General features: G+C 35.5%; 14 protein-coding genes. 8 read left to right on the plus strand and 6 right to left on the minus strand.

Translation table 11 applies throughout. The features are described 5' to 3' along the window. The first annotated feature begins 98 nt into the window (after positions 1–98). The 7 genes from dapF to CER18_RS00185 all read left to right on the plus strand — a co-directional run bounded on the left by dapF (position 99) and on the right by CER18_RS00185 (position 6522). A complete protein-coding gene (dapF, locus tag CER18_RS00155; protein WP_100128097.1) occupies positions 99–950 on the plus strand; it encodes a diaminopimelate epimerase in 852 nt (283 codons plus the stop codon). Next, positions 950–2233 (plus strand): tRNA (N(6)-L-threonylcarbamoyladenosine(37)-C(2))-methylthiotransferase MtaB, encoded by a 1284-nt coding sequence (gene mtaB / locus CER18_RS00160; protein WP_100128098.1) that lies wholly within the window; start codon positions 950–952, stop codon positions 2231–2233. The genes dapF and mtaB overlap by 1 nt, the downstream gene beginning before the upstream one ends. Positions 2234–2247: 14 nt before the next feature. Further along, complete coding sequence (gene ftsY / locus CER18_RS00165) at positions 2248–3486, plus strand: signal recognition particle-docking protein FtsY (RefSeq protein WP_100128099.1); 1239 nt, start codon at positions 2248–2250, stop codon at positions 3484–3486. Then, positions 3483–4175: a septation protein A gene (locus CER18_RS00170; RefSeq protein ID WP_100128100.1), complete on the plus strand. Its 693-nt coding sequence runs from the start codon at positions 3483–3485 to the stop codon at positions 4173–4175. Before ftsY ends, CER18_RS00170 begins: the two co-directional genes overlap by 4 nt. A gap of 66 nt (positions 4176–4241) precedes the next feature. After that, positions 4242–5003, plus strand: a complete 762-nt coding sequence (gene gloB, locus CER18_RS00175) for a hydroxyacylglutathione hydrolase (RefSeq protein WP_100128101.1) — start codon at positions 4242–4244, stop codon at positions 5001–5003. A 2-nt stretch (positions 5004–5005) separates the two neighbouring features. After that, the gene (locus tag CER18_RS00180) at positions 5006–5488 is read left to right on the plus strand and encodes a hypothetical protein (RefSeq protein ID WP_100128102.1); all 483 of its coding nucleotides are present in this window, start codon (positions 5006–5008) and stop codon (positions 5486–5488) included. Between the two features lie 566 nt (positions 5489–6054). Further along, a complete protein-coding gene (locus tag CER18_RS00185) occupies positions 6055–6522 on the plus strand; it encodes a hypothetical protein (protein WP_100128103.1) in 468 nt (155 codons plus the stop codon). A gap of 24 nt (positions 6523–6546) precedes the next feature. On the opposite strand, the gene CER18_RS00190 is transcribed toward CER18_RS00185, so the two are convergent. The 6 genes from CER18_RS00190 to rho form a co-directional block, all read right to left on the minus strand. After that, positions 6547–7443: a ParB/RepB/Spo0J family partition protein gene (locus tag CER18_RS00190; protein ID WP_100128104.1), complete on the minus strand. Its 897-nt coding sequence runs from the start codon at positions 7441–7443 to the stop codon at positions 6547–6549. A 39-nt stretch (positions 7444–7482) separates the two neighbouring features. Then, a complete protein-coding gene (locus CER18_RS00195) occupies positions 7483–8280 on the minus strand; it encodes a ParA family protein (protein ID WP_100128105.1) in 798 nt (265 codons plus the stop codon). Between the two features lie 13 nt (positions 8281–8293). Continuing rightward, positions 8294–8935 carry a 16S rRNA (guanine(527)-N(7))-methyltransferase RsmG gene (rsmG, locus tag CER18_RS00200; protein WP_100128106.1) on the minus strand — a complete coding sequence of 214 codons (642 nt, stop codon included), beginning with the start codon at positions 8933–8935 and terminating at the stop codon, positions 8294–8296. Next, complete coding sequence (gene mnmG, locus CER18_RS00205) at positions 8935–10803, minus strand: tRNA uridine-5-carboxymethylaminomethyl(34) synthesis enzyme MnmG (RefSeq protein WP_100128107.1); 1869 nt, start codon at positions 10801–10803, stop codon at positions 8935–8937. Before mnmG ends, rsmG begins: the two co-directional genes overlap by 1 nt. 106 nt (positions 10804–10909) lie before the next feature. After that, complete coding sequence (gene mnmE / locus CER18_RS00210; RefSeq protein WP_100128108.1) at positions 10910–12217, minus strand: tRNA uridine-5-carboxymethylaminomethyl(34) synthesis GTPase MnmE; 1308 nt, start codon at positions 12215–12217, stop codon at positions 10910–10912. 31 nt (positions 12218–12248) lie between these two features. Continuing rightward, a complete protein-coding gene (gene rho / locus CER18_RS00215) occupies positions 12249–13514 on the minus strand; it encodes a transcription termination factor Rho (protein ID WP_100128109.1) in 1266 nt (421 codons plus the stop codon). A 568-nt stretch (positions 13515–14082) separates the two neighbouring features. On the opposite strand from rho, the gene CER18_RS00220 reads away from it, so the two are divergent. Continuing rightward, the gene (locus CER18_RS00220; protein ID WP_100128110.1) at positions 14083–14907 is read left to right on the plus strand and encodes a pyruvate, water dikinase regulatory protein; all 825 of its coding nucleotides are present in this window, start codon (positions 14083–14085) and stop codon (positions 14905–14907) included. Positions 14908–14917: the final 10 nt, after the last annotated feature.

Below are 14917 nucleotides of genomic sequence, written 5' to 3' on the forward strand. Positions count from 1 at the left end.
ATAATTTATGTACCTAGTTTTATATTTTATTAAACACTAGAAATTTATAAGATTTTCAGTCATATATCCCTTGATAAGTAATTATATAGAGAAACTTCATGAAAACGCCATTTAGCAAAATGGATGGTCTTGGAAATCAAATTATTGTTGCTGATATGCGCGAAAGCACACAGGCTCTCACAGTACAAGCAATCCTTGCTTTATCGGCAGATCCTGCAATGCATTTTGATCAAATCATGGCTATCCACAAACCAACAAAGAACAAAGCTGACTTCCGTATTGAAATATGGAATGCTGATGGTTCAAAAGCTAAAGCTTGTGGCAACGGTACGCGCTGTGTTATTGCATGGCTCACAGATCACGATTTGGGTGAAAATTTTTGTTTAGAAACACCTGCTGGAATTATTGAAGGAAGCCGGCAGTCCGACAACCTCATCTCTGTTGATATGGGATGCCCAAATTTCAATGCAAAAGAGATGCCTGTTTCACGTGAAATAGTTGATACCAATCACGTAGAAATTACAGCTGGCCCCCTAAAAGATGCTTGCCTTATATCTATTGGTAATCTCCATGCGATCTTTTTTGTTGAAAATGATCTTCAACATATTCCATTAGAAAAATATGGACCAAAACTTGAACATGATCCCCTTTTTCCAGAACGGTGCAATATTTCCATTGCTTGCATAACGTCAAAGAAAAGTCTAAATTTACGTACATGGGAGAGAGGAGCAGGGTTAACACAAGCATGTGGGAGTGCTGCGTGTGCCAGTGCGGTAGCCGCTTATCGACGTGGTCTGACACAGCGCCATATCGATGTGAATTTACCAGGGGGAATACTTAATATTTTTTACCGAGAAGACGATCATATTATTATGACGGGACCAATAAAATATCAATTTAGTGGTTTTTTAAATCCTTTAACAGGCTGCTACAAAAAGGATCTCTCTTAATGGCAGTAGAAATTGTAACTTTTGGTTGTCGACTCAATAGCTACGAATCGGAAATCATTCGCAAAGAAAGCACTTCTTCAGGGCTAGACCAACTTAAAGATGGTGCTATTATTTTCAATACCTGTGCTGTCACAGCAGAAGCCGTACGACAAGCAAAACAAGCTATCCGCAAAGCGCGACGTGAAAATCCTCATGCCCGCATTATTGTTACAGGATGTGCTGCTCAAACAGAAGCACAAAATTTTGCCTCTATGACAGAAGTCGATCTCGTTTTAGGAAACGAAGACAAACTTCATGCCCATTCTTATCGTCAACTTCCTGATTTTGGTATTAACCATTCTGAAAAGGTGCGCATCAATGATATCATGGAAGTGAAAAAAATTGCTCCCCATATGGTCAGTGCAATGCAAGAACGCACCCGTGCTTTTGTACAGGTGCAAAACGGATGCGATCATCGCTGTACATTTTGCATTATTCCTTATGGACGTGGACCCTCTCGTTCAGTTCCCATGGGAGCTGTCATAGAGCAAATCAAAAAGCTGACAGGTGAGGGGATTCAAGAAGTGGTCCTTACAGGTGTTGACCTTACAAGTTATGGTCACGATCTGCCCGGAAAAGCGACTCTAGGAAAATTAACTTCAGCCATTTTGCATCATGTCCCTGACTTAGCCCGATTACGCCTCTCATCTATTGATTCCATTGAAGCAGACGAAGAACTCATAAATCTTTTAGCCTATGAAAAAAGGATCATGCCCCATTTGCATCTATCTTTGCAAGCAGGCGATAATATGATTTTAAAACGGATGAAACGTCGGCATTTGCGTGAACATGCTATTCAATTTTGCCAAGAATTGCGTGCCAAACGTCCTACAATGGTTTATGGTGCCGACTTAATTGCTGGTTTTCCTACGGAAACAGAAGAGATGTTTCAAAACAGTCTTTCTTTAATCAAAGATTGTCATTTAACCCACCTTCATGTTTTCCCCTTTAGTCCAAGAGAAGGTACACCTGCCGCACGAATGCCACAAGTCAACCGTAAAATAGTTAAGATGCGTGCTGAAAAATTGCGTAAAGCAGGTGAGGAAGCTTACCAAAAACATCTTGCTCATTTACAAAACAGCCAACAAACAATTCTTGTTGAAAAAGATGAAATTGGACGGACAGAAGATTATACTCTTGTACAAATTAAAGGTGCAAAAGCAGGAACAATTGTTCAAGCCCTTATCATTGACCATGATGGCGATAAATTAATTGCTGTCCTTCCAAAATTAAACGCTGCTTGAGCCGGAAAACCCTTATGACGAAATCTTTTATAAAAAAAATATTCTCTTTTAACAAATCTAAAGAACAGGAAATGGAACAAATTCCTATTCCTGATAAAAACGATATAATAGAAGAAAAGGAAAAAAATAATCAAATCTCTACAGACGCAGAACAAGAAGAAAAGGTAGAAAATCAAAAGTTAAAATCTTTAGAATGTGATAAAAAATCCCAATTTTTAGAGTCCAATTCAGATAGCGCTAAAATTCCTCCTTATGGCAAAGTTATTGTCACAGACACCATCCGTGAAAAAAAGAGCGAAAAAACTTTACCTGAATCCTCTGTTGAACAAAAAAAGACAGCGTGGTTTGGGCGTCTTAAAAAAGGTTTAACCCTTTCTTCACAACGCCTAAGCGGCTCAATTGGCGACCTCTTTGTTAAAAGAAAACTTGATGAAGAGACATTGCAAGAATTCGAAGATATTCTTATTCAAGCTGACCTCGGTGTAGAAACAGCAACACACATCACGAATACTTTAGCTTCCAGTCGTTATGAAAAGGATCTCTCCCCAGATGACATTCAAACGATTGTTGCTAATGAAATCAAAAAAGTTCTGGAACCTGTAGCAATACCATTAGAACTTGATCTCAGTCATAAGCCTCATGTTATTTTGTTAGTAGGTGTAAATGGTACTGGAAAAACGACAACAATTGGAAAGCTTGCAGCCAAATTAACTGAAGGGGGACTAAAAGTTATGCTTGCTGCTGGTGACACTTTCCGAGCTGCAGCGATTGAACAATTACATATTTGGGGGCAACGTACCGATTCTCCTGTTATTTCAACCAAATTGGGTGCCGATGCCGCAAGTTTAGCCTTTGATGCTTTTGAGAAAGCAAAAACAGCAAACAGTGATGTATTAATTATTGATACAGCAGGGCGTTTACAAAATAAATCTGAATTGATGGATGAGTTAGCGAAAATTATTCGTGTTTTAAGAAAACATTCCCCCCAAGCGCCCCATACAATCCTTCAAACTCTCGATGCAACCACCGGACAAAATGCACTCAGCCAAGTAGAGACTTTCCGTGATATTGCCGGTGTTAATGGTTTAGTCATGACAAAGCTAGATGGGACTGCACGAGGAGGAATTCTTGTCGCTATCGCAGCAAAATATAAATTACCTATTTATTTTATCGGTGTAGGAGAGAATATTGAAGACCTTCAGCCCTTTTCTGCTTCTGACTTTGCCGAAACTATCGTAGGAAAACATGCATGAAACAGCCTTTATCTAACCCTAATTCACACAATAATTTTAATTCTGAGAAAAATATGAATGATAATAAAAAAACTTCCCTCTCACCAACACTTAAATTCCTCTTAGAAATGGGCCCTTTGGTCACCTTCTTTTTTGCCAATTATAAGGGAGAATGGTTGATAAAAAACATTGGATTTTTTCAAAATTTTAGTAAGCCCATTTTCCCTGCAACAGCTATTTTTATGGTAGCGATTGTTATTTCTTTAAGCTTATCATGGATTCTTGCAAGACAAATTCCTATTATGCCTCTTATTTCGGGAATATTTGTTCTCATTTTTGGCTTTCTAACGCTCTGGCTTCATAATGAAACTTTCATAAAGATGAAACCAACAATCATTAACAGCTTATTTGCTTTTATACTTTTTGGTGGGATGTTTTTTAAAAAACCACTTTTACGGTATGCTCTTGACTCTACCTTAAAACTTGATGATTTAGGCTGGCAAAAACTCACCTATCGTTGGGCGTTTTTTTTCGTTTTTCTTGCTCTTTTGAATGAAATCATTTGGCGCAATTTTAGTGATAATTTTTGGACAAGTTTCAAAGTTTTTGGCGTGATGCCTATAACGGTTCTTTTCATGCTTACCCAAATGCCCATCATTATAAAACACTCACAAGGGCTTTTTACAGAAGAGGATAAATCTAATTCTTAAACAAATTTACGACGACAGATTACTTTATATATTTATTGACAGATAAACTGTTCAGGAGAAAAAGACATGTTGATTGAGCAGTTTATCTGTCGAGAAGATAATTTTGGTATACTCATTCATGATGAAAAAAGCGGTACGACAGCTGCAATAGATGCTCCTGAAAGCAAAGCAATTCACAATGCTTTAAAGCGTCATAATTGGACACTTCACACTATTTTTGTGACTCACCATCATTATGATCACGTAGAAGCCGTAGCAGAATTAAAACAAGTGTACAACGCTATGGTTATCGGACCAGAAGCAGAAAAAGAAAAAATTCATCATCTTGATCAAACACTTCAACCTGATGAGAAATTTCTCTTTGGTTCTCACTCGCTCTTAGCTCTTTCAACACCTGGCCATACTTTGGGCGCATTATCCTATTATTTTCCTGAAAAGAAATTACTCTTTGCTGGAGATACGCTTTTCTCACTTGGCTGTGGACGCTTATTTGAGGGAACAGCAGTACAAATGCTAAATTCTTTAAAAAAGCTTCGAGAACTTCCTGATGAAACACTTCTTTATTGTGGACACGAGTACACAAAAAACAATGCTCTTTTCGCATTGACACTTGATCCACATAATCAAAAACTTCAACAAAGAGCAGAAGAAGTTTTCTCATTACGCGCAAAAAATGCTATGACTCTCCCTGTCACTTTAGGGCAAGAAAAAGCAACAAACCCCTTTCTTCGCTGGAATGATCCAGCAATCAGACAAAAACTTTCAATGAACGACGCTACAGATGAAGAAGTTTTTGCTGAAATTCGAAAAAGAAAGGATAATTTTTAGTTATGTTTAAACTTGCATTTTTCTTTATCTTCCTTTTTCCTTTTGTATCATATGCTCAAGAAAAAAAAACGGATAAGTCTTCTCTTATATCACCAATTACTAAAAATTATCTCTTAACAGAAGATTTTCTTTTAAAGTTAGAAAAAATTGAAAAAGAATGTAAAAATCTGCTTCCAGAAATAGAAAATAATACTTACACTTATGACTCTAATATCTTTTCTAGTGTTGAAAATTACACCACCTATATTTCTAGTAAACCAAAGTTCTTGAATATTTTAAAAGAAAACAACCTCACAGCAAAATCTTTTGCTGCTGGAACCTTAACGCTTGACATCATATTAATGCTTCTTGTATTTGCATTCGAAAAAGAATATTCATCTGAGAAAAATATTATATTTTTAAAAAATCTTGAATTTGTTAAAAACCATTTTTACAAAACAATGAATATTTCAGGAAACTGTAAGCGACTCATTTTGAAAAACTAGTCAATTACGAAACGTTGAAAAATATCATCCCATTGCTATAATAAGTTAATATATTGATTTATAATGATAATTTACTATTTTATATGTTGAATCAATAAAAACATCCGCTTACACATCACAAGTGAGGGCAGTTTTGTGGAGTAAAACTCTACAATAAGAATACCTTTGATGAATAGTCTCAAGTACCAAAAACTTCCCCGCACATTGAGAACTGGCGAAATGTATGATGATGCGGCTTGCTTTTTCATAAGCCATAAAAATAGAGGAGCTCTATAATTTTATATTATTCATGGAGCTTTAGAGTTATACTATTTCACGGACATCATCTCGAAATGAACTCCAGACTATTGAAAAAAGTCTTTTAAAACAAGCATATGAATTAGCTATCCAATGGAGTTCTATTCTTCGTGAGAGATATGTCTCTATCAAAAAATCATCGTATTTTAACCATTCCCAATAATTACCTTATATTCCTATTATATTTACAAATGATTTTTATAAAAACAAAGAGCAATAAACAGAAAGTTTTTTATTAAAATTCACAAAAGAAAGGATAATTTTTAGTCATGTTTAAACTTGCATTGTGCCTTTTGTTCCTTTTTCCTTTTGTATCATACGCTCAAGAACAAAAACAAGAGACAGATAAGCTTTCTTTTACATCAGCTCTTATTGCAAATTACCTCTTGACAGAAGATCTTCTTGTGAAGTTAGAAAAAATTGAAAAGAAATGTAAAAATTTATCTCAAGATCCAGAAAAAATAAGCACAAAAAAGTATAGCACCACTGATAGCGATAGTATTGAAAATGACATTGCCTATATTTCTAGTAAACAAGGACTCGTAAATATTTTAAAAGAAAATAATCTCACACCAAAAGATTTTATTATTGCTCTCCATTCTCTTCAAGAAACCTTGATTGTGCTGACAAATGGAGAGAGTTCTACTTATGAAAAAAACGCCATATCTTCAAGCAATATAGAATTTGCTAAAAATCATATGTATAGAATGATCAAAATTTTAAAAGGGAATTGTTAAAAAAACTCTTTTTAAAATAATTGATTAACTTTGTAAACGACGGCAAATTTCATCTAATTGTTCTAATGAAGAATAACGTATTTTTAAATCGCCACCTTTTTTACCATGACGAATAATAACTTTCATTCCAATAACATCTGCAAGTAATTTTTCTAAAGATTTTGTTTCTGCATTTTTTTCCACAGTCGTACGTTTTTTAGTCTTAGGATTTGCCTGTTCATATGCAAGTATTTCTGTTTGACGTACAGAAAGCCCTTCACGGATAATTTTTTCAGCTAAATCTTGTGGATTATCAACGGTTATAAGACAACGAGCATGTCCCGCAGAAAGTTGCCCATCTGTTAAGAATTGTTGTACTTTTTCTGGAAGTTTTAGCAAACGAAGCGTATTTGCAACATGACTACGACTTTTTCCAATAACTTGCGCTAAATCCACTTGTGTATAATCATGTTCATTCAACAGCATCTCATATCCTTTTGCTTCTTCAATAGGATTAAGATCTGCCCGCTGAACATTTTCAATAATAGCCAATTCCAAAGCGGTTTTATCATCCACATCACGAATAATAACGGGTAATTGACTTAAATTTGCACGTTGTGCTGCACGCCAGCGCCGTTCACCAGCGATCAATTCAAACCGATGAGAATGATCTCTTAAAGGCCTTACAATAACCGGTTGAACCACACCGTGCTGACGAATTGATTGAGCCAAATTATCAAGCTCTGTTTCAGTAAAATGACGTCGTGGATTATGAGGATTACATGAAATAGATTCAATAGGTATAAATCGTTCAGAAAAGCTACCGGATTCCGTTAATTTATCAAAGCTTGATGAACGTGCAAGATTATTGTTTAAATTGATATCTCCAATCAATGCCGCTAATCCACGTCCTAGTCTTTTTTTTGAGAGATCATCATTCATAATTTTTCTCTTTGAATTTTTAGATTATTTTTTATATTTCTAAGCAGCAGCGCGTGCTTGTTTTTCACGTTGAATCACTTCTGATGCTAGACGCAAATAAGCTTGGCTTCCAGCACATTTAAGATCATAAAGTAATACAGGTTTACCAAAAGAGGGTGCTTCTGATACTCTTACATTTCGTGGAATAACAGTACGATACACTTTATCTCCCATAAAAGAACGTACATCTTCAACAACTTGATTTGAAAGATTATTCCGCCCATCATACATTGTTAGAACAATACCCTGAATTTCTAGGGATGGATTAAGAACAGATCGCACTTGTTTTACTGTTTCAAGCAATTGGCTTAAACCTTCAAGCGCTAAAAATTCACATTGCATAGGTACCAAAACAGAATCGGCAGCCCCCATAGCATTCAATGTAAGAAGATTAAGTGACGGTGGACAATCAATTAAAATATAATTGAATTTTTTTTCCATTTCCGGATCATCATAGAGAGCTTTACGTAAACGTTGGATACGATCTTGTGATGAAGAAATTTCCATCTCCACACCTAAAAGATCAAGTGTAGAAGGAACAATATGAAGATTGGGTACGGCTGTTTTTAAAGCTGCTTGTGTAATCGAAACGCCTGAAACCAAAACATCATAAGACGATAAAGGTCGGCTATTACGATCAATTCCTAAGCCTGTACTTGCATTACCTTGTGGATCAACATCCATAATAAGAACATTTTCACCAATGGCAGCTAAAGCTGTTGCAAGATTAATTGCTGTGGTTGTTTTTCCCACTCCACCCTTTTGGTTTGCAATAGCGATAATTCGTGTTTCGCTCATTTTGCTTTACCCTCTAATATGATCGAATATGAGAAATTTCTAAAATAACAGAATTTTCATCAACTTTACTTGTATGTTTTAACAGATCAAAGTGCCAATTGGCAGAGGCATTTTTTATTTCTGTAGCGTAATCCCGACCTTTTTGCAAAAGAGCGATTGTTTTTTCTGTTAATAAAGGAAAAATAAGCTGTAAAAGCTCATTGAGCGGCGCTAATCCCCTTGCCGTTATAATATCGGATGTGGGGATTTTTTTATATATATTTTCAATTCTAGTATGATAAACCGTTGCAGGAAGGTTGAGTTGAGCAATAACCGTTCGCAAAAAAGCAACTTTTTTTCCATTACTTTCAACAAGATTAATATGTCCTGCTTTTTTTTCTTTCAGAAAGATAGCAATCACAATTGCAGGAAATCCCCCTCCTGATCCTAGATCACACCACTGTAAAGAATGACTATACAAAGGAAAAATTTGTGCTGAATCTAAAATATGCCGTGTCCATAGATCTGGTATTGTTGCCGCAGATATCAAATTAATATGCGCATTCCATTGAAGTATTAAAGACTCAAACTGAATTAAATTTTCCATCGTTTCACGTGAAACAGAAGGAACAATATTCAATAATTGCTGATATTTTTGTTCTGTAGAAAAAAACATTAAGCTATTTTAGCCTTTTCACGTCGTTGACGTTGAATATATGTAATAATAAGCGATAACGCGGCGGGTGTCATACCATCAATTTTTTGTGCATCAGCAATTGAACGCGGCGACACTTCTTGAATTTTTGATTTAAGTTCGTTTGAAAGACCTGAAATTGCCTGAATATCAAGAGATGAAGGAATTTCCAAACGCTCATCTCTTTGAAGAGAGGCAATATCTTGTGCTTGTTTATCTAAATAAACTGCATATTGTGCCTCGATTTCTAAAGATTCTACTGTTTTAGAATCAATTGTTTGTAATTGTGGCCAAAAATGTGAAAGACGTTCTAAAGTCATATGAGGATAAGCGAGAAAATCATAAGCCGAACGCCGAATTCCATCATGATTCACATGTAATCCGTGAGCAGAAGCTTCATTAGGTGTTAAAAAAAGATTTTGACATATTGATCGTGCTTGATCAAGCCGTTGTTGCTTTTTCTGATAATACTCCCAACGTACTTTACTGACAATCCCCCATTCGTGTGCCAAAGGTGTTAAACGTGTATCAGCATTATCAGATCGTAAAGACAAACGGAACTCAGCACGTGATGTAAACATTCTATAAGGTTCATAAACACCACGTGAAACCAAATCATCAACCATAACACCAATATAAGCGGTAGAACGACTTATAAATATTTCATCTAATTTACCCACTTTACGTGCTGCATTTAATCCAGCTAAAAGTCCTTGTGCTGCAGCTTCCTCATATCCTGTTGTACCATTAATTTGCCCCGCTAAAAACAATCCTGGTAAAGAGCGTAATTCTAAACTTCTTGTTAATTGTTGTGGATTAACAAAATCATATTCAATAGCATAACCAGGTTGCAAAACTGTAGCATTTTCCAATCCTTCAATGGTTTTCAATAGGGAAATTTGTACGTCTTCAGGAAGAGAAGTAGAAAGACCATTTGGATAAACCGTATCATCATTTAAACCTTCTGGTTCTAGGAAAATCTGATGCCCATCACGTTCCCCAAATTTAACAATCTTATCTTCAACTGAAGGACAATAACGAGGTCCTAATCCTTCGATATTTCCAGAATATAAAGCAGAACGGTGGATATTATCACGAATAATTTTGTGTGTTTGTGCATTTGTACGTGTTATTGCGCATTCAATTTGTGGCTGTTCAATTTTCTCTGTTAAAAGAGAAAAAGGAACAGGATTTTCATCTGCTTGTTGTTTTGGAAGACGATCCCAATCTATTGTTTTTTTACTCAAACGAGCAGGGGTTCCAGTTTTTAATCGCCCAAGTTTTATATGATATTTTTTTAAACGTTCAGCAAGTTGCACACTTGCCGGATCTCCCATACGGCCAGCAGCCCATGTTTTATCACCAATATGAATAAAGCCATTTAAAAATGTTCCTGTTGTTAAAACAACAGCACCAGAAAAAATTGTTCCTTGTTTTTTTAAAACAACACCTGATACACAATGATCTTTAACAACCAAATCAATAACCTCATCTTCAATGAGAGTCAGATTTTCTTGTTCTTTTAAAAGTTTTTGAATGGCTTCTTTATAAAGTTGTCTATCAGCTTGTGTCCGTGGACCTCTCACTGCTGGTCCCTTACGTCGGTTAAGGAGTCTAAACTGAATTCCAGCAGCATCTGCTGCTCTTCCCATAAGACCATCTAAAGCATCTACTTCACGAACCAAATGCCCTTTCCCAAGCCCCCCAATAGCAGGATTACATGACATTGTTCCCAATACTGATATTCTATGTGTCACAAGTACTGTTTTTGCTCCTACACGTGCCGAAGCTGAAGCTGCTTCACAGCCCGCATGACCACCACCAACAATGATAACATCATATGATTGCATTTAATTCATTCCATAGAAAATATTCTAGAGTTTCACGTGAAACAGGGTATAAATTGCATAATCTTTTAAATCTGTCTATGAAATAATCAATGTTTCACGTGAATCATTATTTACCAACACAAAACTCTGAAAAAATAATATCAAGCAAATCCTCAACATCAATATCTCCCGTAATTTTTCCAAGAAAATCACTTGCACAACGGAGATGTTCTGCACGTAAACTGAGATCAAGAGAATAATAATTGAGAGAATTTTCAATCTCCTCAACAGCTTCCTTTAATAATTGAAGTTGTCTTTTACGCGCCGGAACAAGATTCCCAATTTCAGAAGCACGATGATGACAAAATTCTTCAAGTTCTTTGATAAAACAATCAAAATTTAAACCCGTTAATGCAGAAAATTGTATGGACCAGCATGGATCATTTTTCTCATAAAGATCAAGCTTATTACCAACACGCCATATTTCAGCCGATGTTTCTGGTAAATCAATTTTCTCAGGATTTCCTATATCATAAACCAAAATAACCAAATCAGCTTCTCTAACATGCTGTTTAGCAACTTCTATTCCCAATTGTTCTATTTTATTTTCTGTTTTTCTAAAACCAGCAGTATCCGTTAAAAAAATAGGTAAACCGCCAAAAACAAGTCTCATTTCTAAAGCATCACGGGTTGTCCCTGCTTCTTCTGTCACAATAGAAACAGATCTCCCTGCAAGACGATTCATAATACTTGATTTTCCAGAATTTGGAGCACCCGCAATAACAATTTTTAATCCATCACGCAAAATACTGGCACGTTCTCCTTCAAGAATATGTTCTCGAAGAGAAGTACAAAGATCTTCCACATCTTTCCAAATTTTATCAGATATTGCATTGGGAATATCTGCTTCATCGACAAAATCAAGTTCTGCTTCAATAAAAGCACGTGCCCTCATAAGCTTTTGGCGCCAATCACGATAAAGTTTTGTTAAATGTCCACTTGCCCCCATAACCGCTAAACGCCGTTGGCTTTCTGTTTCTGCTTCTATTAAATCAGCAAGACCTTCTGCTTGAACAAGATCTAATTTTCCCTCCATAAATGCACGACGTRAAAATTCACCCGCCTCTGCAATACGGCATCCAGAAAATGTCGATAATTCATCGAGAAAACGATTAACAACCGCTTTTCCGCCATGCAAATGAAATTCTGCACAATCTTCTCCCGTAAAACTATGAGGAGCAGGAAAAAAAACAGTTAAAGCAGAATCTAAAAAACTGCCATCACGAGCAATGAGATTTCCATAATGCATAAAGCGTGCTTTAGGTAAACAACCACAAAGTGTTTTAACGATATGCACAACATGAGGACCAGAAAGCCGAATGACTGCAACCCCTGAAGGTAACAATCCACTCGAAACAGCAAAGATTGTATCCACAGGTTTTATCCTAATAAAAAATTGAATGACTCTAAGTATTCATTGAATCAAAAAATTCACTATTGTTTTTTGTTTGCTTCAATTTATCAATCAAAAATTCAATTGCATCTGTTACATTCATAGGCGCTAAAATACGACGAAGAACAAAAATTTTGTGCAAATCTTGTCGCGCAACCAAAAGTTCTTCTTTACGCGTTCCTGACTTCAAAATGTCCATAGCAGGGAAAATACGCTTATCAGCAACTTTTCTATCAAGAACGATTTCCGAATTACCAGTTCCTTTAAATTCTTCAAAAATAACCTCATCCATACGGCTTCCTGTATCAATCAAAGCCGTTGCAATAATGGTTAAAGATCCACCTTCTTCAATATTACGTGCGGCACCAAAAAAACGTTTTGGACGTTGCAAAGCGTTTGCATCCACACCACCTGTCAAAACTTTACCTGAAGAAGGAACAACCGTATTATATGCACGTCCAAGACGTGTAATCGAATCCAGAAGAATAACAACATCACGTCCATACTCAACGAGACGTTTAGCTTTTTCAATAACCATTTCTGCCACTTGTACGTGACGTATTGCGGGTTCATCAAAAGTAGAAGAAACAACCTCTCCCTTCACTGAACGCTGCATATCCGTAACTTCTTCTGGTCGCTCATCAATCAAAAGAACAATAAGATAACATTCAGGATGGTTAGTAGTAATAGAGTGAGCAATATTTTGTAGGAGAACTGTCTTTCCTGTCCGTGGTGGTGCGACAATTAATCCTCTTTGTCCTTTTCCTAATGGAGATATTAAATCGATCACGCGTGATGACATATCCTTCTCTGTAGGATCTTGTATTTCCATTTGGAAACGTTCATTTGAATAAAGAGGTGTAAGATTATCAAAATGAATTTTGTAGCGAATCTTTTCAGGCTTTTCAAAATTAATCGTATTAATTTTAAGAAGAGCAAAATAACGTTCCCCATCTTTTGGGCTCCGTATAGGACCTTCAATGGTATCGCCTGTTTTTAAAGAAAATGATTGAATTTGCGAAGGTGAAAGATAGATATCATCAGGTCCAGGAAGATAGTTAGCATCAGCAGATCGCAAAAACCCGAATCCGTCTTGTAAAACTTCAACAACGCCTTCTCCTATAATCTCTACATCTTGTAGAGCAAGTTTCTTCAAAATCGCAAACATTAATTCTTGTTTGCGCATAAGGGAAGCATTTTCAACTTCTAATGTTTCAGCAAAAGAAACAAGTTCAACGGGATTTTTGCTTTTAAGTTCTTGTAGTTTCATTTTTTGCATGAAATATGCTCTTTTAATTTAAGGAGAGAATTACTCTGAACAATTTTTGGAGATTTTATAGAACGAAATATTCTCAAGAAAAAAATATTTTACACTCAATTTTTTCAATCTGCAAGTACCATATTATATGAAATTTATTCGGTAATATTAAGAATATTATACAAAAAAATTAAAAGAATATAAAATCTTAACAGTATTTTATTATTTCATAATAAAAATATGAAATAAACCTATAGCATTAATGGAATATTATTCAAAAGCTTTTTTCCAGAACTTTTTATTAATAAATTTATATTAAAGATAGGGATTCTTCTTATTTAAAGCTGTGTTTAGTGTGAATTATTATTTATACTTCATTTATCCTCAATTTTATCCACAAAAGAGAAGAAAAAAAGAATAAAAATAACACTGTCTTAAAGCTATTATCCCCTCTTTTTTCTCATAAGAGGTCTTTGATTATCACAGGGGATTCATTTGTGCATAATAATGGAAAATTTCTTCCAAGTTTTGGTTTCATAAAAATTACCGAGGATATATACACATCTCTTAACAAGGAGTTAAAATTTTTGTGACAAAAGAAAAAAAATCCTTTCATTTACACATGCTTTCTGATGCAACAGGGGAAACATTAATCTCTGTTGGAAGAGCTGTAGCATCGCAGTATACAATGAGTCAGGCAACAGAACATATCTATCCTATGATTCGTAATAAAATACAGTTACAAAAAGCTCTTGATGAAGTACAACAAGAGCCAGGGATTGTTCTTTACACGATGATTGATGAAGAACTTAAGCTTTTTCTTCAAAAAAGATGCGAAAAAATAAAAGTTCCCTGTATTGATATATTATATCCTGTTTTAAATGCTTTTCAGTCTTACCTTGGAATGCCAACTCACTTACGTGTGAGTGCACAACATGATCTTAATGCAGATTATTTTCGTCGTATTGAGGCATTGGATTTTACAATAGAGCATGATGACGGACAGTCTTCCAGTAGTTTATACAAAGCCGATGTGATTCTTGTAGGAATTTCAAGGACTTCTAAAACGCCAACAAGTATCTATTTAGCAAATCGGGGAATCAAAACAGCCAATGTCCCCCTTATTCCTAATATTGATTTGCCAGAATTCCTTTTAGAGGCAAAAAATTCTTTGATTATTGGTTTAATTGCTTCAGCTGAAAGAATCTCACATATTCGTCAAAATCGAGATTTGGGAGAAGGTTTTGCTCTTGAGAGTTATACGAATCGTATTAACATAGCTGAAGAATTAATCTATGCAAAACGCATTTGTGAACGTTTTGGTTGGCCTATTATTGATGTCACAAGGCGCTCTATTGAAGAAACTGCTGCTGCAATATTTGAACTTTTATCGCGATTTCGTGAAGGAAAATGAGAGAAAATTC

Origin of the sequence: Bartonella tribocorum (genome assembly GCF_002777915.1) — a bacterium.
GTDB lineage: Bacteria > Pseudomonadota > Alphaproteobacteria > Rhizobiales > Rhizobiaceae > Bartonella > Bartonella tribocorum_A.